The sequence below is a fragment of the Curtobacterium pusillum genome, from assembly GCF_013359865.1.
Taxonomy (GTDB): Bacteria; Actinomycetota; Actinomycetes; order Actinomycetales; family Microbacteriaceae; genus Curtobacterium; species Curtobacterium pusillum.
This window is the reverse complement of record NZ_JABMCE010000069.1, coordinates 94,672-116,958: the sequence shown is the minus strand read 5'-3', so window position 1 is coordinate 116,958 and position 22,287 is coordinate 94,672. Positions and strand designations below refer to the sequence as shown.

At 70.9% G+C, this 22,287-nt stretch carries 23 protein-coding genes and 2 pseudogenes; 15 read left to right on the top strand and 10 right to left on the bottom strand.

Going from position 1 to position 22,287, the window contains the following annotated elements:
- Window positions 1-192: pseudogene (locus tag HP507_RS07320) on the bottom strand (mycothiol synthase); the annotation flags it as partial.
- Window positions 192-875: a winged helix-turn-helix domain-containing protein gene (locus tag HP507_RS07315; RefSeq protein ID WP_175351128.1), complete on the bottom strand. Its 684-nt coding sequence runs from the start codon at window positions 873-875 to the stop codon at window positions 192-194. The pseudogene HP507_RS07320 and the gene HP507_RS07315, both read right to left, overlap by 1 nt.
- 103 nt (window positions 876-978) lie before the next feature.
- Between HP507_RS07315 and HP507_RS07310 the strand changes: the two genes are divergently transcribed.
- The 3 genes from HP507_RS07310 to ygfZ all read left to right on the top strand — a co-directional run bounded on the left by HP507_RS07310 (window position 979) and on the right by ygfZ (window position 3,096).
- Window positions 979-1,260: a hypothetical protein gene (locus HP507_RS07310; protein WP_175351127.1), complete on the top strand. Its 282-nt coding sequence runs from the start codon at window positions 979-981 to the stop codon at window positions 1,258-1,260.
- Between the two features lie 136 nt (window positions 1,261-1,396).
- Window positions 1,397-1,999, top strand: coding sequence for a heme-binding beta-barrel domain-containing protein (locus HP507_RS07305; protein WP_175351126.1), 603 nt, complete (start codon window positions 1,397-1,399; stop codon window positions 1,997-1,999).
- On the top strand, window positions 1,999-3,096 hold the full coding sequence (ygfZ, locus tag HP507_RS07300; RefSeq protein ID WP_175351125.1) for a CAF17-like 4Fe-4S cluster assembly/insertion protein YgfZ: 1,098 nt from the start codon (window positions 1,999-2,001) through the stop codon (window positions 3,094-3,096). Before HP507_RS07305 ends, ygfZ begins: the two co-directional genes overlap by 1 nt.
- 73 nt (window positions 3,097-3,169) lie before the next feature.
- On the opposite strand, the gene HP507_RS07295 is transcribed toward ygfZ, so the two are convergent.
- Window positions 3,170-3,946, bottom strand: coding sequence for a class I SAM-dependent methyltransferase (locus tag HP507_RS07295; RefSeq protein ID WP_175351124.1), 777 nt, complete (start codon window positions 3,944-3,946; stop codon window positions 3,170-3,172).
- A 43-nt stretch (window positions 3,947-3,989) separates the two neighbouring features.
- Here HP507_RS07295 and HP507_RS07290 point away from each other — a divergent pair, with 43 nt between their 5' ends.
- Window positions 3,990-4,736 (top strand): phosphoglyceromutase, encoded by a 747-nt coding sequence (locus HP507_RS07290; RefSeq protein ID WP_175351123.1) that lies wholly within the window; start codon window positions 3,990-3,992, stop codon window positions 4,734-4,736.
- A 49-nt stretch (window positions 4,737-4,785) separates the two neighbouring features.
- On the opposite strand, the gene HP507_RS07285 is transcribed toward HP507_RS07290, so the two are convergent.
- Window positions 4,786-5,334 carry a P-loop nucleotide/nucleoside kinase family protein gene (locus tag HP507_RS07285; RefSeq protein ID WP_175351122.1) on the bottom strand — a complete coding sequence of 183 codons (549 nt, stop codon included), beginning with the start codon at window positions 5,332-5,334 and terminating at the stop codon, window positions 4,786-4,788.
- Between the two features lie 49 nt (window positions 5,335-5,383).
- On the bottom strand, window positions 5,384-6,046 hold the full coding sequence (gene phoU, locus HP507_RS07280) for a phosphate signaling complex protein PhoU (RefSeq protein WP_175351121.1): 663 nt from the start codon (window positions 6,044-6,046) through the stop codon (window positions 5,384-5,386).
- 156 nt (window positions 6,047-6,202) lie between these two features.
- On the opposite strand from phoU, the gene HP507_RS07275 reads away from it, so the two are divergent.
- Both HP507_RS07275 and HP507_RS07270 read left to right on the top strand, forming a co-directional pair.
- The gene (locus tag HP507_RS07275; protein ID WP_175351120.1) at window positions 6,203-7,369 is read left to right on the top strand and encodes a sensor histidine kinase; all 1,167 of its coding nucleotides are present in this window, start codon (window positions 6,203-6,205) and stop codon (window positions 7,367-7,369) included.
- A complete protein-coding gene (locus HP507_RS07270) occupies window positions 7,366-8,046 on the top strand; it encodes a response regulator transcription factor (RefSeq protein ID WP_022906624.1) in 681 nt (226 codons plus the stop codon). The genes HP507_RS07275 and HP507_RS07270 overlap by 4 nt, the downstream gene beginning before the upstream one ends.
- 120 nt (window positions 8,047-8,166) lie before the next feature.
- On the opposite strand, the gene HP507_RS07265 is transcribed toward HP507_RS07270, so the two are convergent.
- Entirely contained in the window at window positions 8,167-8,772 is a 606-nt protein-coding gene (locus HP507_RS07265; RefSeq protein ID WP_175351119.1) for a hypothetical protein, read from the bottom strand.
- A gap of 159 nt (window positions 8,773-8,931) precedes the next feature.
- Here HP507_RS07265 and HP507_RS07260 point away from each other — a divergent pair, with 159 nt between their 5' ends.
- Genes HP507_RS07260 through rlmB form a run of 4 tightly spaced genes read left to right on the top strand, consistent with a single transcriptional unit; the run spans window position 8,932 to window position 13,093 of the window.
- Window positions 8,932-9,414 carry a CarD family transcriptional regulator gene (locus HP507_RS07260; protein ID WP_066518156.1) on the top strand — a complete coding sequence of 161 codons (483 nt, stop codon included), beginning with the start codon at window positions 8,932-8,934 and terminating at the stop codon, window positions 9,412-9,414.
- 49 nt (window positions 9,415-9,463) lie between these two features.
- Complete coding sequence (gene ispD, locus HP507_RS07255; protein ID WP_175351118.1) at window positions 9,464-10,627, top strand: 2-C-methyl-D-erythritol 4-phosphate cytidylyltransferase; 1,164 nt, start codon at window positions 9,464-9,466, stop codon at window positions 10,625-10,627.
- Between the two features lie 17 nt (window positions 10,628-10,644).
- On the top strand, window positions 10,645-12,054 hold the full coding sequence (cysS, locus tag HP507_RS07250; RefSeq protein WP_175351117.1) for a cysteine--tRNA ligase: 1,410 nt from the start codon (window positions 10,645-10,647) through the stop codon (window positions 12,052-12,054).
- Window positions 12,055-12,082: 28 nt separating this feature from the next.
- Window positions 12,083-13,093, top strand: coding sequence for a 23S rRNA (guanosine(2251)-2'-O)-methyltransferase RlmB (rlmB, locus tag HP507_RS07245; protein ID WP_175351116.1), 1,011 nt, complete (start codon window positions 12,083-12,085; stop codon window positions 13,091-13,093).
- A gap of 96 nt (window positions 13,094-13,189) precedes the next feature.
- Here rlmB and HP507_RS07240 read toward each other — a convergent pair whose 3' ends face one another.
- Window positions 13,190-14,503 carry a DUF4032 domain-containing protein gene (locus HP507_RS07240; RefSeq protein WP_175351115.1) on the bottom strand — a complete coding sequence of 438 codons (1,314 nt, stop codon included), beginning with the start codon at window positions 14,501-14,503 and terminating at the stop codon, window positions 13,190-13,192.
- A gap of 80 nt (window positions 14,504-14,583) precedes the next feature.
- A complete protein-coding gene (locus tag HP507_RS07235) occupies window positions 14,584-15,684 on the bottom strand; it encodes an ABC transporter ATP-binding protein (RefSeq protein ID WP_175351114.1) in 1,101 nt (366 codons plus the stop codon).
- A gap of 243 nt (window positions 15,685-15,927) precedes the next feature.
- Between HP507_RS07235 and HP507_RS07230 the strand changes: the two genes are divergently transcribed.
- Window positions 15,928-16,860, top strand: coding sequence for a DsbA family protein (locus HP507_RS07230; protein WP_175351113.1), 933 nt, complete (start codon window positions 15,928-15,930; stop codon window positions 16,858-16,860).
- A 15-nt stretch (window positions 16,861-16,875) separates the two neighbouring features.
- Here the strand turns inward: HP507_RS07230 and ypfJ are convergent, their stop codons facing one another.
- Window positions 16,876-17,769: a KPN_02809 family neutral zinc metallopeptidase gene (ypfJ, locus tag HP507_RS07225; RefSeq protein WP_175351112.1), complete on the bottom strand. Its 894-nt coding sequence runs from the start codon at window positions 17,767-17,769 to the stop codon at window positions 16,876-16,878.
- A gap of 89 nt (window positions 17,770-17,858) precedes the next feature.
- On the opposite strand from ypfJ, the gene HP507_RS07220 reads away from it, so the two are divergent.
- Entirely contained in the window at window positions 17,859-18,800 is a 942-nt protein-coding gene (locus HP507_RS07220; protein ID WP_175351111.1) for a 2-deoxy-5-keto-D-gluconate 6-phosphate aldolase domain-containing protein, read from the top strand.
- Window positions 18,801-18,803: 3 nt separating this feature from the next.
- On the opposite strand, the gene HP507_RS07215 is transcribed toward HP507_RS07220, so the two are convergent.
- On the bottom strand, window positions 18,804-19,574 hold the full coding sequence (locus HP507_RS07215; RefSeq protein ID WP_175351110.1) for an NAD(P)H-hydrate epimerase: 771 nt from the start codon (window positions 19,572-19,574) through the stop codon (window positions 18,804-18,806).
- A gap of 34 nt (window positions 19,575-19,608) precedes the next feature.
- On the opposite strand from HP507_RS07215, the gene HP507_RS07210 reads away from it, so the two are divergent.
- From HP507_RS07210 to HP507_RS18535, 3 genes and pseudogenes are all read left to right on the top strand, one after another.
- A complete protein-coding gene (locus HP507_RS07210; RefSeq protein ID WP_175351109.1) occupies window positions 19,609-20,424 on the top strand; it encodes an alpha/beta fold hydrolase in 816 nt (271 codons plus the stop codon).
- A gap of 53 nt (window positions 20,425-20,477) precedes the next feature.
- Window positions 20,478-21,509 (top strand): aldo/keto reductase, encoded by a 1,032-nt coding sequence (locus tag HP507_RS07205; protein ID WP_175351108.1) that lies wholly within the window; start codon window positions 20,478-20,480, stop codon window positions 21,507-21,509.
- A gap of 225 nt (window positions 21,510-21,734) precedes the next feature.
- Window positions 21,735-22,277, top strand: a pseudogene (locus tag HP507_RS18535) (DUF3800 domain-containing protein); the annotation flags it as partial.
- Window positions 22,278-22,287: the final 10 nt, after the last annotated feature.

Here is a 22,287-nt window from a genome sequence, read left to right as displayed (position 1 = left end):
GAGGGCCGTCCCGAGGCCGCGGCCCCGTTCCTCCAGGCCGACCACGAGCTCGAGTTCACCGTCGCGCACCACGGCGACCCCGCGCTCGTCGCCGAGGACGGTGGCGCGGCCCGCGCGCACGTCGATCAGTGTCTGGTCCGAGAACGGCGGCGGCTCGCCCGGGACGGCGAACCGGTCGAGCGCGACGGCCACTACTGCCCCGTGAGCCGGTCGGCCTCGTCGTCGTAGACGTTGAAGCGGTACCCGACGTTGCGGACGGTGCCGATGAGGGACTCGAGGTCCCCGAGCTTGGCGCGCAGACGTCGCACGTGGACGTCCACCGTGCGGGTGCCGCCGAAGTAGTCGTAGCCCCAGACCTCGCTGAGGAGCTGCTCGCGGGTGAAGACCCGGGACGGGTGCGTGGCGAAGAAGCGGAGGAGCTCGAACTCCTTGAACGTGAGGTCGAGCGGCCGGCCGCGGACCTTCGCGGAGTAGCTGGCCTCGTCGATGACGACGCCGGACGCCTGGATCTTCGACCCCGTCTGGTTCTTGGACGCGCGTCCCGCGGTGAGTCGGATGCGGGCGTCCACCTCGGCGGGGCCGGCCGTCTCGAGCACGACGTCGTCGACGTTCCACTCGCTGTTGACCGCCGTGAGGCCGCCCTCGGTGACGACGAGGATGATCGGCGTCGTCGAGCCGCTCGTCGCCAGGATCTTGCACAGGGCCTTGGCGCTCGCGAGGTCGGTGCGGGCGTCCACGAACATGAGGTCGCTCTGCGGCGCGTTGACCAGCTGGGCCGCCTCGGCGGGGACGTGGCGGATCCGGTGGCTCAGCAGTCCGAGACTCGGCAGGACGTCACCGGGCGCGGCTGAGGTGAGTACCAGGAGCTGGGCCACAGGACCTCCAGGGCGTGGGGGAGTCGTGGACACATCCTAGTGATGCTCGGGAAGTCTCCCTCCCGACCGGACGGTCGGGAGCGGCTCCTGTCATGATGGGCGCGTGACAGAGCCCGTGCCGCCCACCGACCAGCGTCGCCTCAGGCTGACGTCCGTGCTGCCGGTGTGGCTGCTCGCGGTCGTCGGCGCGGTGCTGGTGCTGACCCTGACCGACAAGGACTCGTTCGCCTGGCTCCTGCTCGTCTTCGTGCTCTGCGTGCTCGTCAGCTTCGTGCTGCAGCTCATCACCGCGACGAAGGACGGGTTGGTCGAGCGGATCAGCATCGCTTCCTCCGGCTCGTTCGTCGTCGTCCTGATCACCGCCGTGGTGCTCCTGGCGCGCTGAGCCCGGCCGCGTAGACTCGCAGCATGGATTCGCTGCTTGCGCTCGAGCTCTTCTACGTGGGCCTGCTCGGCCTCGCGTCGCTCGCGATCGCGTTCGTCTCGGTGACCGTCGTCGTGAAGCTGTTCAAGGGTCAGCGTTGATCGAACTGCCCGAGGGCCTCGCGCCCGAACTCGTCCCGCTGTCGTGGCTCGTCGGTGTCTGGGAGGGCACCGGCGTGGTCGAGTACCCCGTCGGTGACGAGGATGCACCGCGGAAGTACGAGTTCGGCCAGCGCGTCAGCTTCAGCCACGACGGTCTGCCCTACCTCAACTACTCGTCCACCACCTGGCTGCTCGACGACGAGCACACGCCGCTGGCCGCCGAGATGGGCTACTGGCGGATCGACCGTCCGTCCGAGCCGGGCGACCGCGGTCCGGCGATGCTCCTCGGCGAGGGGCCGACGCCGTTCAGCACGGTGGAGAGCGTCGAGGCCCTGCGGAACACCACCGACGGCTTCGACGTCGAGGCGGCGATCATCCACCCGACCGGTGTCAACGAGCTCTACGTCGGGCGGGTCCGCAAGGGCCGCATCGACCTCGCGACGGACGCCGTGATGCGCTCGCCGAACGCCAAGGACTACTCCGCGGCGACCCGGCTCTACGGCCTGGTCGAGGGGAAGCTCTTCTGGGCGTGGGACATCGCAGCGCTCGGCAAGGAGCTCACCTCGCACGCCTCGGGGCAGCTCGCGAAGGTCGACTGATGTCCGCGGCTTCGGCGTTCGCGTCGCGCGACGGCTTCGTGGCCGCGTCGGACGCCCCCGGTGCGCCTGCCGCGCACTTCGGCAACCCCCTGGGCGAGCAGCGCCTGCTCGCCCGCGGTCGTGCCGTCGTCGAGCTCGGCCTGGGCGTCGTCACGGTCTCCGGACCGGACCGGCTGTCGTGGCTCAACTCGATCACGTCGCAACTGCTGCTCGGCCTCGAGCCCGGTGTCTCCACCGAGACGCTCGTGCTGGACCAGTCCGGTCGCGTCGAGCACGCGGCACGCGTCGTCGACGACGGGACCGTCACCTGGCTCCTCACCGAGCGGGACGACGCGGCCCCGCTCGCCGCCTGGCTCGATTCCATGCGCTTCATGCTCCGCGTCGAGATCGCCGACCGCTCCGCCGACTCCGCCACGATCGGCTGGTTCGGCTCCGCCCCCTTCGCCGACGTCGACCTGCCGGAGACCCCGGCCGTCGAGTGGGTGGACCCGTGGTCGTCCGTCACGCCCGGCGGGTGGGGCTACGCCGCCCAGGAGGCGCATGCGGGCTCCGACTGGACCCTCCGGATCGCGGTGGTCACCCCCGGCACCGCGTCCGCGATCGCCGGGTCGGACGAACCCGCCGCGGGACTCCTGGCGTACGAGGCCCTGCGGATCGCCGCCTGGCGGCCGTCGCTGTCCGACGTCGACGAGCGGACGATCCCGCACGAGCTCGACTGGCTCCGTTCCGCGGTGCACCTCTCGAAGGGCTGCTACCGGGGGCAGGAGACCGTCGCGAAGGTCCACAACCTCGGGCACCCGCCGCGCCGCGTCGTGCTGCTGCACCTCGACGGGTCGGACGGCGTGCTGCCGGCGCCGGGCACGCCCGTCGTGCTCGACGAGAAGGAGGTCGGGCGTCTCTCGGCGTCGGGCATCCACCACGAGCTCGGACCGATCGGGCTCGCGGTCGTGAAGCGCTCACTCGACCCCGGGGCGACGCTGACCCTGACCGCCGACGACGTGGTCGTGTCCGCGACGCAGGAGGTCATCGTGCCCCCGGGCGCCGGCGCGACCGCGAACGTCCCGCGCCTGCCGCGCCTCGGAGCCGTCCGCCGCTAGCCGGTTCCGCAAAACACCGGTGTTCGTGCACGACACCGCGGCATGCGGGTGTTCGACGGACGAGCGCCGGTGTTCAGCGCGCCGGTTCGACCGCCGACCACGGGACGCTGAGCTCGCCGAGACGCCAGCGCGTCACCCCGTGTAGCACGGGCCAACCGCGGTCGCGCATGCCCCGGACCGCGGCGATCCACCGCTGCCGGGGACCGTAGGTGCCGAGCGGCGCCGCGACTGCCCATGCCAGGTCGAGGTCGCGCAGGTACGCGTGGATCCGCTCGCCGGGCACGTTCCGGTGGATGAGTGTCTTCGGGAGTCGTTCGGCCACGATGCTCGGGACGTCGAGACCGGCGAGCCGGAGCGACACCGTGAAGGACAGCGGCCGGACGTCGTCGAGCGTGACCCAGGAGGCGACCCGGCCGACCTCGTTGCAGGTCCCCTCGACGAGCGCGCCGCCGGGTTGCAGCCGGTCCTGCATGATCCTCCAGGCATCCGCAACCTCCGACTCGTCGTACTGGCGCAGGACGTTGAACGCGCGGATGACGGCGGGTCGGCGACCACCGGGCGTCGGCGTCTCGAAGCCGCCGAGCCGGAACGTCACACCGTCGCGGGTCCCGGCGTTCGCGAGCGCGACCCGCGCCGGCTCGATCTCGATGCCGGTGACCTCGACGTCCGGTCGCACGGCCGCCAGGCGGTCCCGGAGTTCGAGGGTCGTCGTCGGGGAGGCGCCGTAGCCGACGTCCGCGACGAGCGGGTCCGGTGTCCGTCGCAGCACCGGCAGGGACGCGATCCACCGGTCGACGCGACGGAGCCGGTTGTACCCGGTGGTCCCGCGCGTGACGTTCCCGATGGGCATGCCACAAGGGTACGGGGACCGGACCGCTCGGTAGGATCGGAGCATGACCTCCACGCTCGTCCTGCTCCGTCACGGCAACAGTGACTGGAACCAGAAGAACCTGTTCACCGGTTGGGTCGACGTCCGACTCAGCGAGCTGGGCGAGAAGGAGGCGAAGCGCGCCGGCGAACTCATCGCCGAGTCGGGCATCGTCCCCGACGTCCTGTACACCTCGCTGCTCACCCGTGCGATCCAGACGGCGGACATCGCCCTGCTCGAGGCCGACCTCGCCTGGCTGCCGGTGAAGCGCGACTGGCGGCTCAACGAGCGCCACTACGGCGACCTGCAGGGCAAGGACAAGGCCCAGACGCTCGAGCAGTACGGCGAGCAGCAGTTCATGGAGTGGCGCCGTTCGTTCGACGTGCCGCCGCCCCCCATCGCGGACGACGCCGAGTGGTCGCAGGCCGGGGACCGCCGCTACGCCGGCCTCGGTGACCAGCTGCCCCGCACCGAGTCGCTCAAGCTCGTGATCGACCGTCTGCTGCCGTACTGGGAGTCGGACATCACGAAGGACCTCGCCGCGGGCAAGACCGTCCTCGTCACGGCGCACGGCAACTCGCTGCGGGCGCTCGTGAAGCACCTCGACGGGATCTCGGACGACGACATCGCCGGTCTCAACATCCCGACGGGCATCCCGCTGGTGTACGAGCTCGACGACGAGTTCCGCCCGACGAAGCCCGCGTACTACCTCGACCCCGAGGCCGCCGCCGCCGGTGCCGCCGCCGTCGCGGCGCAGGGCGCCAAGAAGTAATACCGCACAGCACGACGGCCGCGACCCCTCGGGGGCGCGGCCGTCGTCGTCACACGAAGTGCGACGCGATCTCCTGCACGAGGGCGCCGACGTCGTAGGGCTTCGCGGTGTCGATCCGGACGACCGGGGCGGTGGGCAGGCCGATCGGCCCCGCCTCGGCCTCGTGCTCGTCCCAGAACGCCAGGATCCCGGCGAGGTCCCCGTGGACCTCGTGCCGCACCGGGACGGTGCCCGGCTCGTACCGGTCCCGCAGCCGCTGCTCGGCGGTCGCGCGGTCCACGTGGCACCACACCTCGACGGCGCGAGGCGACCCGGCGGAGGCGAGCCCCGCCTCCAGGAGGTCCCGGTCACGCGTCGGCAGCCAGACGGCGTCGAGGACCACCCCGTTCTCGACGGCCCGCGCCATCGACCACATGGTGTCCATCGCGATGCCGCCCAGTGCCCGCGACGCGATCATCGGCCCGACGATGTCGGCGAGGGGCTCCTTGATCCGGTCCTTCGACAGGAACGGGCAGCCGAGCACCTCCGCGAGGGCGGCACCCACCGTGCTCTTGCCCGAACCGGGCATCCCGTTGACGACGATCGCGACCTGAGCCATGCCACGATCCTCCCGTCCCGCCCGCCCCATCGCAAAACGCGGAACGGAGTCAGACCGTGACGCTCGACGCGCCGGCCCAGTCGCCCGTCGCGAGGTACTCGACCTTCTTGGCGATCGACACCGCGTGGTCCGCGAAGCGCTCGTGGTACCGGGAGGCCAGGGTCGCGTCGACCGTGTCGATCGGGTTGCCCTTCCAGGTCTCGCCCAGCACGAAGTCGAACACGCTGGCGTGCAGCTCGTCGACGGCGTCGTCCTCGTCACGGATCTCCGCCGCGAGCGCGATGTCCTCGGTGGCGAGCAGGCGCGTGAGCTTCTGGGACATCGCGACGTCGTGCGCGCCCATCTGCTTGAACGTCCCGCGCAGACCCTTCGGGACGACCTTCTCGGGGAAACGCTGGCGGGCGAGCTGCGCGATGTGCTCGGCCATGTCGCCCATGCGCTCGAGCGAGGAGCTGACGCGGAGGGCGGTGACGACGACGCGGAGATCACGGGCGACGGGGGCCTGGCGGGCGAGGATGTCGATGGCGATCTCGTCGAGGCTGTTCGCCGCTTCGTCGATCTTGGCGTCGTCGGCGATCACCTCCTCGGCGAGGGCGACGTCGGAGTCGCTGAACGCCTGGGTGGCGCGGGTGATGGCGGACTCGACGAGCCCGGCGATCTCGGTCAGTCGCTCCTGGACGTCCTGGAGTTCCTGCTGGAAGACTTCGCGCATGGGGGAGTGCCTCTCTCTGCGTACCGGACGAGTGTCGTCAGCCCAGGTGAACGAACGGTGACGTGCGGTTGAACGCTTCGCGATCCGGAGCGGGAAGGACCCCGGACAGGGGTGAACGGGGCTCGAACCCCGCGTGACCATCCCTACACTGACGGCATGGACAACGCGTGGCTCGTGCCACTGTCGATGCTCCTCGGCGGGGTCTTCGGCGCGGGCGTCGTGGTGCTGATCATCACCGCCGAGCGCACCGCTCGTGCAGCGGACGTGGCGGAACGCACACTGCCGGACGGCGTCGCAGCGGTCATCGCCACGATGCACAACCCGGCCGTGGTGGTCGACCCCTCGAACACGGTGGTGGCGGCATCTCCCCAGGCCCTGACGGTCGGGCTCGTGGTGCGGCGGAAGCTCGTGCACGACGAGCTCGTCGACCTGGTCGACCGCGTGCGCAAGAGCGGCGAGATGGGGGCGGAGGACCTCGAACTCCCGCGGGGCCGCCGGGGCGAACTCATCGGCTACCTGAGCTTCCGCGCCGCCCAGCTCGGCAACCGCTACGTCCTCGTGACGGCGGACGACCTCACCGAGAGCCGGCGCATCGACGAGGTCAGGCGGGACTTCGTCGCGAACATCTCCCACGAGCTGAAGACCCCGATCGGCGCGATCGGCCTCCTGTCCGAGACCCTCGTCGCCGCGGCGGACGAACCCCAGCACGTGCGGAAGTTCGCCGCGCAGCTCGTCACCGAGTCCGAGCGGCTGGCCGCCCTGACGAAGGACATCATCGAGCTCTCGCGCCTGCAGTCCGTGGACGCGCTGGAGAACAGCGAGGAGACGTCGATCGACCGGATCGTGCAGGCCGCGGTCGACGCGAACGAGATCGTGGCGCGTGCCCGTGACATCGAACTCGTGCGGGCGAAGAAGTCGAAGCTCCGCGTGATGGGGGACCCGGGCCTCCTGCAGATCGCGGTGTCGAACCTCATCGCGAACGCGGTGAAGTACTCGCCGGACCACACCCGCGTCGGCGTGGGTGTCCGGTCCGCCAAGGGCTTCGTCGAGATCGCGGTCACCGACCAGGGCGTCGGCATCCCCGAGGCCGACCTCGACCGCGTGTTCGAACGCTTCTACCGCGTCGATCCCGCACGCTCGCGCGCCACCGGGGGCACCGGCCTCGGGCTCGCGATCGTGAAGCACGTCGTCGGCAACCACGGCGGCGACGTGCGCGTCTGGTCGCAGCCCGGCAAGGGCTCGACCTTCACCATCCGTCTCCCCGAGGCGGACCCCGAACTGACCACAGCACTCGAAGAGCAACTGGAAGAGCAGCAATCGTGACCAAGATCCTCATCGTCGACGACGAGCCGGCCCTGAGCGAGCCCCTGGAGTTCCTGCTGCAGCGCGAGGGGTACGACACCTCCGTCGCTGCGGACGGCGTGACCGCGCTGTCGAAGTTCGACGCGGAGAACCCCGACCTGGTGCTGCTCGACCTGATGCTGCCGGGACTGTCCGGCACCGAGGTGTGCCGGCAGATCCGCACCCGGTCGAACATCCCGATCATCATGCTCACCGCGAAGGACTCCGAGGTGGACATCGTCGTCGGGCTCGAACTCGGCGCCGACGACTACGTGACGAAGCCGTACTCCACCCGGGAGCTCCTCGCGCGCATCCGTGCGGTGCTCCGTCGTCGCACCGAGGACGATCCGGCGGACAGCGGCATCCTGCAGGTCGGCGGGATCCGGATGGACGTCGAGCGGCACACCGTGGCGGTGGACGGTTCGGAGACGCCGATGCCGCTCAAGGAGTTCGAACTGCTCGAGCTGCTGCTCCGGAACGCCGGCCGCGTGCTCACCCGCGGGCAGCTCATCGACCGGGTCTGGGGATCGGACTACTTCGGTGACACGAAGACGCTCGACGTGCACATCAAGCGCATCCGCTCGAAGATCGAGCGCGTCCCGAGCGCGCCGGAGATCCTGGTGACGGTCCGCGGCCTCGGCTACCGCATCGAGGGCTGACCCGACGGGTCGCGGCCCATGGTCGCGCCCAGCGCGCCGCGCTTCAGACTGGAGGCCCGGTGCACGTCCGTGGGACGTGCACCGGGCCTCCGGTCTGAAGCGCTCCGGAGCCTGTGGTGGCTACTGGCCGGCGTCCTGCGTGGCCGCGTCGGTCGGCGTCGCGGCGGGCGTCTCGACCGGGAGCGTGGCCTCGCCGGTCGGTTCCGGCGTGGAGGTCGGCGCGAGCGTCGCGTACTCCTCCTGCGCGCTGGTCAGCACCGGCACGCTGGCGGAGACGCCCTCGGCGCCGGAGTACGAGAAGTAGACCTTCACGAGCGAACCGGGCTTGGTGTCGGCGTCGTCGAAGACGACGTCCTCCGACTTGCCGGCCTTCGTGCCCTGCGTCGTCTCGTCGCCCGTTTCCGTGGGCGCGGTGGCCTGGGCCGTCGGGGCGGCGGCCGCGCCGAGGTCGATGTGGGTGTTCGCCGGGACCGTCACGGTCTGCGTGTCCCCGCCGACCTCGATCGAGAGGGTGATGTCGCCCTTCTCGGAGTTGTTCACGAGCGTGCCGACGAAGCGGGCGCCGTCGGCGTCGTCCGCGATGAGCAGCGCGTTGCGGACGTCGATCTTGCCCGTCGACACGTTGACACCGTCGGTGATCTGCTTGATCTCCGTGGTCTGTGCGGGCGACATGAACTCGCAGCCGGTGGCGCCGAGCGCGATGGTTGCCGCAACGGCGACGGACACGAGTACCCGAGCTCGCAAGAGATTCCTCCGGAAGATCACGATGTGGACCGGACGGTCCGAGCACCATCCTAGCGATCACCCGGGTGGGCCCGTGGTAAGGCCGCCCTTACCCGAAAATTGCTTGTGGTAAACTGGGTGTCTCGGAACGGAGCCTGATACATGCAATTCGAGGTCGGCGAGACCGTCGTCTACCCCCACCACGGGGCGGCAACCATCTCTGAAGTCAAGACGCGCGTCATCAAGGGCGAGGAAAAGGTCTACCTGAAGCTGCGGGTCACCCAGGGTGACCTGACGATCGAGGTGCCGGCGGACAACGTCGACCTGGTCGGTGTTCGCGACGTGATCGGCAAGGAAGGCCTCGACAAGGTGTTCGAGGTCCTGCGTGCCCCCTTCACCGAGGAGCCCACGAACTGGTCGCGCCGCTACAAGGCGAACCTCGAGAAGCTCGCTTCGGGTGACGTCATCAAGGTGTCCGAGGTCGTCCGCGACCTCTGGCGCCGCGACCAGGACCGCGGCCTGTCCGCGGGGGAGAAGCGGATGCTCGCCAAGGCGCGGCAGATCCTCATCTCCGAGCTGGCCCTGGCCGAGAAGACCGACGAGGACCAGGCATCGACCGTCCTCGACGAGGTCCTCGCCTCCTGAGCGCACTGAACCACTGAACACGTCCTCGACCGTTCTGTTCCCCGAAGGGGTGGACAGGGCGGTCGTCGTCGTTGCGGCCGGGTCCGGCACGCGGCTCGGGATCGGCACGGCGAAGGCGTTCGTGCCCGTCGCCGGCTCGCTGATGCTGGAGCGCGCGCTCGCACCGCTCTTCACGTTGCCGTCACCGGCACTGGTCGTGGTCGTCGCACCGGCGACCCACCTCGACGAGTGTCGTGCGCTGGTCGCGTCCGTCGCGGGCGCTGCGGTCGCGTACACGGCGGTGGTCCCCGGAGGCGCGGATCGCCACGCCTCGGTCGAGGCCGGCCTGGCAGTCCTGCCGGACTCCGTCACCGCGGTGCTGGTGCACGACGCGGCCCGGTGCCTGACCCCGGCCGCACAGTTCGGGCGTGTGTTCGACGCCGTGCTGGCCGGTGCCGGAGCGGGTTTCGTGCCCGCGCTGCCGGTGACGGACACGATCAAGCGGGTCGATGGCGACGTCGTCGTCGAGACCGTCGACCGTGCGGCGCTCGTCGGGGTGCAGACACCGCAGGGCTTCCCGCTCGCCGCGCTCCGGCAGGCGTACGCCGCGTCGTCGCGGTCCGAGACCGACGACGCCGGGGTGTTCCAGGCGGCGGGCGGCACCGTGCGGTTCGTCGCGGGCGACGCCGACGCGTTCAAGATCACGACCCCGTGGGACCTCGGCCGCGCCGAGTCGATCGTCCGGGCCCGTTCCGCGGTCCCCGACACCGTGCGGGTCGGATTCGGCGTCGACGTGCACGCGTTCGACGCGGCCGCTCCCTGCCGCGTCGGCCTGCTCGACTTCCCGGGTGAGGCCGGGCTGTCCGGGCACAGCGACGGCGATGCGGTCGCGCACGCGGTCTGCGACGCACTGCTCTCCGCGGGCGCGCTCGGGGACATCGGCGGCCGCTTCGGCACGTCCGACCCCGCCTACGCAGGAGCGGCCGGCGACGTGTTCGTCCGCGGCGCCGTCGAAGCGCTGGCGGGTGCCGGGCTCGAGCCGGTGTCCGTCACCGTGCAGGTGATCGGCAACCGGCCGCGCATCGGCGCCCGGCGCACGGAGATGCAGGACGCCCTGGCGGCGGTCGTCGGGGCTCCCGTGGCGGTCTCCGGCACGACCACGGACGGCCTCGGGTTCACGGGTCGCGGCGAGGGGCTCGCCGCGATCGCGACGGCCGTCGTCCGACCCGCCTGACGTCCTAGGCTTGGGGCGTGACCGTTCGCCTGTACGACTCCCGCGCCGCTGCCGTCGTCGACCTCGTCCCGCTGGTCGACGGACAGGTGAGCATGTACGTGTGCGGTCCGACCGTGCAGTCCTCGCCGCACATCGGACACCTCCGCTCCGCGCTGGTGTACGACATCTGGCGTCGTTGGCTCACGTACCGCGGCTACCGGGTCACCCTCGTCCGCAACGTCACCGACATCGACGACAAGGTGCTCGACCTCGCGGCCGACACCGACGAGCAGTGGTTCGCGCGTGCGTACCGCGTCGAGCTCGAGTTCACGGCGGCGTACAACGCGCTCGGCATCCTGCCGCCGACGTACGAGCCCCGCGCGACCGCGAGCGTGCCGCAGATGCACGACATCATCCAGAGGCTCATCGACCGCGGGCACGCGTACGCCGCGGCCGACGGGTCGGGCGACGTGTACTTCGACACCGGCAGCTGGCAGTCCTACGGCGCGCTGACACGCCAGCGTCGCGAGGACATGGTCGAGGCCACCGACGCCGATCCCCGCGGCAAGCGCGACCCCCGCGACTTCGCCCTGTGGAAGGGTGCGAAGCCCGGCGAACCGTCGACTGCCACCTGGGAATCGCCCTGGGGACCCGGCCGACCGGGCTGGCACATCGAGTGCTCAGCGATGTCCCGGCGCTACCTCGGCCCGGCGTTCGACATTCACGGCGGCGGACTCGACCTCCGCTTCCCGCACCACGAGAACGAGCTCGCGCAGTCGACCGCCGCGGGGGACCCCTTCGCGTCGTACTGGCTGCACAACGGCCTCGTGTCGGTGGACGGGCAGAAGATGTCGAAGTCGCTCGGCAACTCGATCTTCGCCGCGGACTTCCTCGGTTCCGCCCGCCCCGCGGTGGTCCGGTACTTCCTCGGCGCGGCGCACTACCGCTCGTCGATCGACCACCACGACGGCTCCCTCGCCGAGGCCGAGGCCGCGTACGACCGCATCGACGGCTTCCTGGCGCGCGCCGAGGAGCGGCTCGAGGGCGTGCACCTCGCCGACGCTCCGGGCGTGCCCGAGGCGTTCGCCGACGCCATGGACGACGACCTCGCGGTGCCCCAAGCCCTCGCCGTGCTGCACGAGACCGTGCGTGCCGGGAACGCCGCCCTGGACGCCGACGATGCGGAAGCGCTCGGAACCGCGTACCATCAGGTGGCCGCGATGGTGGAGGTGCTCGGCATCGACCCGCGAGCCGCCCACTGGTCGGGCGGTGGTCACGACGCATCGGCCGCACCGCTCGCAGCCCTCGTCGAACGCCTCGTGCAGGAGCGCGCCGACGCCCGGGCCGCACGCGACTTCGCCACGGCCGACCGCGTGCGCGACGACCTCGCATCCGCGGGCATCACGATCGAAGACACCGCAGCAGGTACACGCTGGAGCATCGCCTGACAACGGCCGTGCCGGACAGGAGAGAGCAATGAAGAACGTCTCGGGGAGCAAGAAGGGTCGGCCCGGCGCCGTCCGCTCGGGCCGCAAGGGCAACAAGCAGGTCGGCTCCGGCGGACAGGGTGCGCAGGCGCTCGAGGGGCGCAAGCCGACGCCGAAGGCCGAGGACCGCCCGTACCACCCGGCGGGCAAGCGCAAGGCCGCGAAGGAGCGCTACGAGGCCGCGCGCGGTCGGCACGGTGCGTCGAGTGCGCCGCAGCAGCGGACCGCTCGTCCGCCGCAGCGGAAGACCGACGACTCCGAGCTGGTCACCGGTCGGAACTCGGTGCTCGAGGCCCTGCGCACGAAGACCCCCTCCACGACGCTGTACATCGCCGCCCGGATCGAGGTCGATGACCGCGTGAAGGAGATCCTCGCGCTCGCCAACCACCGCGGCGTGCCGATCATGGAGATCATGCGTCCCGAGCTCGACCGCATCACCGGGCACGACAGCGTGCACCAGGGCGTCGCGCTCAAGGTGCCGGCGTACGAGTACGCCGTCGCGGAGGACCTGGTCGAGCGGGCCTTCGCGAAGGACGAGGTCCCGCTGGTCGTCGCTCTCGACGGCATCACCGATCCGCGGAACCTCGGCGCGATCATCCGTTCGACGGCAGCGTTCGGCGGACACGGTGTCATCGTGCCGCAGCGCCGCTCGGTCGGTGTGACCGCGAGCGCGTGGAAGACCTCTGCGGGTGCGGCCGCGCGCACGCCCGTGGCGATGGCCCCGAACCTCACGCAGACGCTGAAGTCCCTCAAGTCGATGGGGCTCTTCGTGCTGGGGCTCGCCGGCGACGGGGACGTCCAGCTCGATCAGCTCGAGCTCGCCGACCGTCCGATCGTGATCGTCGTCGGTTCGGAGGGCAAGGGCCTGTCGCGCCTCGTCACCGAGACGTGCGACGCCATCGTGTCGATCCCGATCTCGAGCGCGACGGAGTCGCTCAACGCGGGCATCGCCGCGAGCGTCACCCTGTGGGAGGTCGCCCGGCGCCGTCGCGCCGAGTAGCCCCTCCGCAAGACGCAACGACGGCGGTTTCTCGCAGCGGTACACCCCTGCGAGAAACCGCCCACCTTGCGTTTTGCGGGAGGAGGGTGCGCGGCGTCAGACGCTCGCGCGCCAGTCCTCGACGTCGTCCGGCGACGCCGGGGCGCCGTCGGCCGAGGACACCGTCGGGATCGGCAGGGTCATCGACGACGTCGGCGGGTTGATGAGCAGCCGCTCGTCACGGCGGTGCCGCAGCACATCGTTGATGTACGCGGTCGTGGCCTCCGGCAGGGAGACCGAACGCTCTTCCTCCTGGGACATGAACCAGCGGTGCTCGAGCAGCTCGTGGAACACCTCGGCCGGCTCGAGGCGCCCCCGGAGGTCCCGCGGAATCGACCGGATCACCGGCTCGAACACCTTCGAGACCCACTCGTGCGCCACCATCTCCTCATCGAGCTGGTCGCGGCCGTTGCGCGCCCGGTACGAGTCGAGGTCGTTGAGGAGCCGCCGGGCCTGGTTCTCGCCGGCGTCCAGGCCGGTCAGGCGCAGCAGCCGCCGCTGGTGGTGTCCGGCGTCCACCACCTTCGGCTGGATCCGCACCTGGGAACCACCCTCGGTCGTGTGGATCGAGAGCTCCTCGATGTCGAAGCCGAGCGCGTTGAGCCGTTCGACGCGGTCGTTGATGCGCCAGCGCTCCTTCACGTCGAACTGCTCGGTGCCGGTGAGCTCCTTCCAGAGCGTGCGGTACTGCGCGACGATCCGGTTCGACACGTCGACCGCGTCGGCGTTCTCGTCGAGCCGGCCGCCGGCTTCGAGGTCGAGCAGTTCGCCGGCGATGTTGACACGGGCGACCTCGAGGTCGTTCTCGCGCTGCCCGTTCGACAGGCCGCCCGGGTAGAGCTTCCCGGTCTCGGCGTCGACGAGGTACGCGGCGAAGGCGCCCGCGTCGCGGCGGAACAGGGTGTTCGACAGTGAGACGTCGCCCCAGTAGAAGCCGATGACGTGCAGGCGCACGAGGAGCAGCGCGAGGGCGTCGACGAGGCGCGTGGCGGTCTCGGGCCGCAGCGTCTGCGAGTACAGCGCGCGGTACGGCAGCGAGAAGCGCAGGTGCCGCGTCACGAGCACGGGGTGCAGGGCTTCGCCGTCGGCGCTCACCCGGTTCGTGATGACGGCGACGGGATCGACGCACGGCACGTCCATGCGCTGCAGCGTCCGGAGCATCTCGTACTCGGAGCGTGCCACCTCCTCGCCGGTCTCCTTCACGGCGACGACGTAGCCGCCGAGCTGCACGAAGCGCACGAGGTGCCGGGAGATGCCCTTCGGCAGCGCGACGATCGTCTCATCCGGCCAGTCCGCGAGGGGCAGGTCCCACGGCAGGTCGAGGAGCCCGGGGTCGACGGTGGCGGCGGTGATGGACATGGAGTCGGGCACGGTTGCTCCTGTGGTGCGTACTGACGGACGGGAGGCGCGGTGCCAGCTGGCACCGCGCCTCCTGTTCGGACCTTCCAGCGTTACGCGCTGACGACGGCCTTGTCGTCGAGACGCTCGCCCGACTCGGTGTCGAAGGCGTGCACGTGGCCCTGCTTCGGCGTGACGACGATCGTGTCACCGATCGACGGGTGCGCGCGCCCGTCGACGCGGGCGACGATGTCGACGCGCGAGCCGTTGACGTCGGCGTGACCGTAGAGGTAGCCGTCGGCTCCGAGCTCCTCGACGACGTCGACCGTGACCGGCAGGCCCTCGCCCGACTGGGCGACGACGATGTCCTCGGGGCGCACACCGACCGTGATCTGAGCGGCACGGGCGTTGGAGAGCGTGTCGCGGTCGATCGCGTGGTTGAGCGTGCCGAACTTGATGCCGCCCTCGACCACGTCGGCCGGGAGCAGGTTCATCGCCGGCGAGCCGATGAAGCCCGCGACGAACACGTTGTTCGGCTTCTCGTACAGGTCGCGCGGCGAGCCGACCTGCTGCAGGATGCCGTCCTTGAGCACCGCGATGCGGTCGCCCATCGTCAGGGCCTCGGTCTGGTCGTGGGTGACGTAGACCGTGGTGACGCCGAGACGACGCTGCAGCGACGCGATCTGGGTGCGGGTCTGGACGCGGAGCTTGGCGTCGAGGTTCGACAGCGGCTCGTCCATGAGGAACACCTGCGGCTGACGGACGATCGCTCGGCCCATCGCGACGCGCTGACGCTGACCACCGGAGAGGGCCTTCGGCTTGCGGCCGAGGTACTGCTCGAGGTCGAGGAGCTTCGCGGCTTCCTGCACGCGGGTGGCGCGCTCTTCCTTGCCGACGCCGGCGATCTTGAGCGCGAAGCCCATGTTCTCGGCCACGGTCATGTGCGGGTACAGCGCGTAGTTCTGGAACACCATCGCGATGTCGCGGTCCTTCGGCGGGACGTCGGTGACGTCGCGGTCGCCGATGCGGATGGCGCCGGAGTTGACCTCTTCGAGGCCGGCCAGCATGCGCAGCGAGGTGGACTTGCCGCAGCCCGAGGGGCCGACGAGGACGAGGAACTCGCCGTCGGCGACGTCCAGGTCGAGGGAGTCGACCGCGGGGCGGTTGCCTCCGGGGTAGAGACGGGTTGCCTTGTCATAGGTGACGGACGCCATGAGCGTTCGGTCCTTCCTTCACCGGCAGGTACGTGCCGGACGATCCGAGTGAAGCGGTTGCCCGTGCGGGCCCCGGATGGTCGCCGTCGACCATCGAGGTTCATACAACACGATCTCCCTCGGGAGCGCCAGTGCTTCGTGTGGTTGGGTGGTTGTTCGGGGAAGGGCCACTACAATCGGCGGGTCCGTCCGCCTGTGCGGGGGAGGCCGTGCGGACGACGACCAAGTGAGGACCATCGACGCATGACCAACCGCCCCGAGGGTGACGCCCGCGCCGCGCGGAACGAGCGACGCGAAGCAGCACGACAGCGCGCCCAGCGTGCCCGTGCCCAGCAGAAACGACGCCAGCGCGGTCTCCGGCTCGGCCTGCAGATCGGCCTCGGCGTCGTGCTGCTGGCCGCGGCGACGATCGTGACGCTCGTCCTCGTCGACTCCGTGAAGCCCGCGGGCCCGGGGCCGTCGAACATGTCGCAGGGCGGCATCACGATCGGCCAGGACCTCAAGGCCGTGACCGCGTCCTCGGCGTCCCCGGCACCGACCGCCACCGACGGCTCCGGCGCCGTGCGCATCACGATGTACGTCGACTACCTCTGCCCGGTGTGCGGTCAGTTCGAGGACGCGAACAGCGACTACATCGAGAGCCTCGTCGACTCCGGAGCGGCCACGGTGGACATCCACCCCGTCGCGATCCTGTCGAACCGCTCGCAGGGCACGAAGTACTCCCTGCGCGCCGCGAACGCCGCGGCCTGCGTCGCGGACAACTCCCCGGACCGGTTCTTCGCCGTGAACAGGGCGCTGTTCGCGAAGCAGCCGGAGGAGGGCACGGCCGGTCTCACCGACGCCCAGCTCACGAAGGTCGTCACGGGTGTGGACGGGCTGCAGAAGCGGTCGGCCATCACGAAGTGCATCCAGGACCAGACCTACAGCAAGTGGATCGACGAGCGGACCAGTGCCGTGTCCGGCGGGGACATCCCCGGGTCGACGCTGAAGGAGTTCCCCGGCACGCCCCTCGTGCTCGTGAACGGGCAGCACTACGAGCTGACGTCGCCGATCACGAACGACGACTTCCGGACCTTCGTCGTGACGGCGGCCGGAGCGAGCGAGGCGACCCCGACCCCGACGCCGAGCGCCACCCCGGGCCGGACCTCGTCGCCGAGCGCGACCCCCTCGAGCTGACCCGGCCCTGGCGTCCTACAGGGACGACCCCGGCACGCTGAAGGTGTCGCAGCCCGTCGCGCCGCGCTGGTAGCCGCGCAGGAACCAGTTCTGACGCTGCTCGCTCGACCCGTGCGTGAACGTGTCCGGGTCGACGTGGCCGCTCGAGCGCTCCTGGATGCTGTCGTCGCCGACGGCGCTCGCGGCGGACAGTGCGTCGTCGATCTGCGACCGCGTGATCGGCTCGAAGAAGGTCTCGCCGTTCGCGTCCTTCGTGGTCGCGGCATCGCCGACCCACGCCCCGGCGTAGCAGTCGGCCTGCAGTTCCACGCGGACGCTGCCGGACGACGCCCCCGTGCCCGAGCGGTCGGTGCCGGCGAAGGCGCCCTGGAGCTGCTGTACGTGGTGGCCCCACTCGTGGGCGACGACGTACATCTGCGCCAGCGGGCCGCCCGACGAGCCGTACTCCGACTGCAGGTCGTCGTAGAAGGCCGTGTCGAGGTAGATCGCCCGGTCCGGCGGGCAGTAGAACGGGCCGGTCGCGGCGGACGCCTGGCCACAGCCGGTGTCGGTCGACCCGCTGAACAGCACGAACCCGGGTGACGTGTACGAGATCCCGAGCGTCCGCGCCTCCGACGTCCAGTAGCCGTCCAGGGATTCGGCCGCGCCCTCCATGCGGCACTCGACCTTGAGGTTCGCGTCGCGTCCGGTACGGCACTCGCTCGCGGCGTCGACCGTGTCGCCCTGCTGCTGGATCTGCGTGGTGCCCCCGCCGTCGCCGACGATGCCGCTGAGGTCCACGCCGGTGAACTGCGCGATGAGGAACACGACGATGGCGCCGACGCCCACCGCGCCACCACCGATCGCGGCGCCGCGGCCGCGTCGCGTGACCTTCCCGCCCTTGAGCTGCGAGTCCTCGTTGAACGTCATGCCCCGAATGTACGGGTGACCGCCCCCGCGTGACCGAGCACCGACCGAGCACCGACCGAGCACCGACCGACGGGGAGTAGACCGGGGGCATGCCGGACCTGGACGAAGCACACCCCCTCTTCCTGTTCGCGATGGACCAGCGGTCCTCGCTCCTGGAGCACACCTACGACGAGGCCGACGGTGAGCCGATCGACGAAGCGGAGGCCGAGCGCGTCCGCGCGGGCAAGCGGCTCGTCTACCGCGGCGTCCTCACGGCCCTCGCAGCCGGGGCGTCCCGGGAGCGCACCGGCGTGCTGGTCGACGAGCGCTACGGCGCCGACGTGGCCCGGCTCGTCAAGGAGGCGGGCCTCCAGCTCGCGATGCCCGTCGAACGCTCGGGCCGCGAGTGGTTCGAGCTGGAGTACGGCGACGACTGGATGGCGCACGTCGATGCCTTCGACCCCGACTGGGTGAAGGTGCTCGTACGGGACAACCCCGACTTCGACCCGGGGCACCGGGAGCAGCAGGCGTCCGACCTGGCCGCCGTCGCGTCCGCGCTGCACGACGCCGGGCGACCCTTCCTCGTCGAACTCCTCGTCCCTGGCACCGATGCGCAGAAGGCCTCGGTCGACGACTACGACCGGGAGCTCCGACCCGACCTCGTCGTGCAGGTCGTCGAGTACCTGCAGGACCACGGCGTCGAGGCGGACGTGTGGAAGCTCGAGGGCCTCGACGAGCGTGCCGACGCGGAACGCATCGTCCGGACGGTTCGCCGTGGCGGGCGTGATGCCGTGCAGTGCATCGTGCTCGGCCGGGACGCGCCCGAGGAACAGCTCGACCACTGGCTGCGAACCGCGGCACCGGTCGACGGTTTCGTCGGCTTCGCGATCGGCCGGAGCAACTGGGAGGAGCCGCTCGAGGACGTCGTCCGCGAGCACCTCGACACCCAGGCGGCCGAGGCGTTGATCGCGGCGAACTACCGGCACTTCGTCGACACGTGGCTCGAGGCCCGCGGCGACGTCGAGCACGGCGTGGACGCCGGATCGATCTGAGGCTCAGGTACGGACGAGTGGCTCCGCTGCCGCGAGCTCCGCACCGATCCCGACGTCCACCAGCACGATCCGGCCCGCGAGCGTGGCTGCCGGCCCCATCAGCAGGCCGGCCTTCACACCGCCGAACGTGACGGTGACGTCGGCGTGCAGGACGTGGTCGTCGGCGATGCCGCCGGTGTCCACGTCGATGCCGCTCGGCACGTCGACCGCGACGACGAACGGGGCGCGCTGGTCACGAGCGAGCTCGCGGATCGCGTCGACCACCTCGCGCGCCGGGGAGCGCAGCGCCGCCGGACCCCGCACCCCGATGCCGAGGATCCCGTCGAGCACCAGGTCCGCGTCGAGGGCGGCATCCGTCGCGACGGACGCCAACCGGCCGCCGTCGTCGGGGACCGCGGCCTGCAGGATGTCCGCCGCCCCCGCGTCGCCGGCGGTCGCCCCTGGTTCCGTCGGGCCGTCCAGGAGGCGCGCCCCGGCGTCCAGCGCCGCTGCCAGGCCCGCCTCGTGGACGCGTGAGCCGACTCGCAGCACCGCCACGCGCCTCCCGTCCGCCGCCAGGCGAGCACCCGCGAACAGGGCGTCTCCGCCGTTGTCGCCGCTGCCCACGAGCAGCAGGACCGACCCCGGTCCGTCGCCCGGGCGCACGGCCGGGTCGTCGAGCAGGCCGCCGACGATCGCCGCCAGTCCATCCGCCGCGCGCTGCATGAGGGGTTCGCCCGCGTCGAGGTGCGGCCGTTCCGCAGCACGGATCTGATCGCCGCCGTAACCGTCCATGGGACCACAGTGCCCCCGATACCCTGGAGGGGACATGTCACTCGTCCCCGAAGCGCCCCGTCCGCGTGCCGTGATGTCCCCGGACGGCCTGAAGATCGCCACCTACGACTTCGGCGACCCCGAGGCGCCGGCCGTCGTCGCCGTCCACGGGTTCGCCTCCGGCGCGCTCCTCAACTGGCACGCCTCGGGCTGGACCCGGGACCTCGTCCGCGCCGGCTACCGCGTCGTGGCGATCGACCAGCGCGGGCACGGCGCGAGCTCGAAGCCGCACGACCCCGCCGCGTACTCGATGGACCTCCTCGTCGCCGACGTCACCGCCGTCATCGACACGTACCTGCTCGACGACGCCGCCTACCTCGGGTACTCGCTCGGCGCGCGCGTGGGGTGGCACACCGCGGAGCGCCTCCCCGACCGGATCACCCGCGCGGTCTTCGGCGGCATCCCGGACGCCGACCCGATGCGCCGCGTGCGGGTCGACCAGGCGAAGGCGTACCTCGCCGACGGGACCGCGATCGAGGACCGCGTGACGAACGGCTACCTGACGATGGCCGGGAACGTCGAGGGGAACGACCTCGCGGCACTCGTCGCGATGGTCGAGGGGATGCGGGACAGCATCGAACCGACGCCGTCGAACGCCCCGTCGCAGCCGATCCTGATGGCGGCCGGCAGCGAGGACGGCATCCGCGACAGCGCCGTGCGACTGGCCGCCGCGGCGCCGGACGCGTCGTTCTTCGAGATCCCCGGGCGGAACCACTTCAACGCACCCACGTCTCGTGCGTTCCGCGAAGCAGCGATCCGGTTCCTGTCGGGTCCTGCCCCGACGGACGCCGCCCTGTCCGGCGGACGCTGACGGGTACTCGCAGGTCCTCTCTGCTCCGCGCCCCCTGGCGTACCGTCCCGGCCATGGACTACAGACTCCTCGGCAACAGCGGGACATCGGTGTCGACGCTGACCCTCGGCACCATGACGTTCGGCAGCGAAGCCGACGAACCCACCTCCCACCAGATCATCGACACGTTCGTCGCCGCGGGCGGCACGCTGATCGACACGGCCGACGTGTACTCCGGCAACGAGTCGGAGCGGATCATCGGCCGCTGGCTCGCCGCGCACCCCACCGAGGCGCAGCAGGTCGTCGTCGCCACCAAGGGCCGGTTCCCGCAGGGCGACGGCCCGAACGACGTCGGACTCTCTCGGCGGCACCTCTCCCGTGCCCTCGACGCGTCCCTCGGACGGCTCGGCGTCGAGACCATCGACCTGTACCAGATGCACGCCTGGGACGCCCTCACCCCGATCGAGGAGACCCTGCGTTTCCTCGACGACGCCGTGTCCGCGGGCAAGATCGGCTCGTACGGGTTCTCGAACTACCTCGGCTACCAGGTCACGAAGGCCGTGTACGAGGCACGGGCCCACCACTTCGCGCCGCCCGTCACGCTGCAGCCGCAGTACAACCTGCTCGTCCGCGACATCGAGCACGAGGTCGTGCCCGCCTGCCTCGATGCCGGCATCGGCCTGCTGCCCTGGTCGCCCCTCGCCGGCGGCTGGCTGTCCGGCAAGTACCAGCGCGACGAGGCGCCGACCGGCAGCACGCGTCTCGGTGAGAACCCGCAGCGCGGCATGGAGGCGTGGGAGGCCCGCAACGGCGACGAGCGCACCTGGGCCGTCCTCGACGCGGTCTCCGGGATCGCCGACGCGCACGGCGCATCGCGGTCACAGGTCGCCCTCGCCTGGCTGCTCGCGCGGCCCGCGGTGACGAGCGTCATCCTCGGCGCCCGCACGGTGTCGCAGCTCGAGGACAACCTCGGTGCCGCCGACCTCGTGCTCGACGACGCCGAACTGCAGACGCTCACCGACGTCAGCGCGCCGCGCATCGACGACTACCCGTACGGCACGGCCGGGGTCGCGCAGCGCGAGCGGAAGATCACCGGCGGACGCTGAGCGGCAGCTGACCGGGTTCTGCGGCTTTCCGCGAGGTTGAACCGGGGTGTGGACACCGTGACGAGTGCGGTGTCACCATCACTCCACGGCCGGCTGGTTACCGTGCCGAGCGCTCGGAACGCCCCCTGATCCGCGTTCCGCGTGCCCGAAGGCCCCGGGTGGGATCCACCCGGGGCCTTCGCGTGTTCGGGGCCGGCAGTGTCCGGCGGTACGTAGAACGCTGGGATGCGCCTGTGTTTCGTCGACGAGTCCTGCAACGGCGACTTCTCCGGGTTCGGGGCGATCGTCGCTGATGCTCTGCAGACCGCGCAGCTGACGCGTCGGATGAACGAGATCGTCGCCGAGCTGGACGAGGGGTACGGCATCGGGCGAGCGACCGAGGTCCATGCGTACCTGATGTTCCATGGCAAGGAGCAGTGGTCCGAAGTTCCCGTGCGTGTCCGGATCCGCGCCTTCGAACAGGTGATCGACGCGGTTTGCAGTGCAGGTGTCGATGTCCTGCTCCGTGCGGTGCACTGCGAGCGGCTTCGTGAGCGACAGTCGCGGAGCCGCTACCGGGAACACCACTCGCCCGATCAGGTCGCGTTCCAGCACCTCCTGCAACGCATTGACGAGATCGCGCTCCGAGACCGTACCCACGCGCTGGTGATCGCGGATGAGCGGACCGACCGCGAGCGTCATCGGGATCGCTTCGCCGTCTACCAGCTGCATGGAACTCCGGGGTCCTACCTGAGCACGAGACTCGATCGGCTCCTCGACACCGTGCACTTCGCTCCGA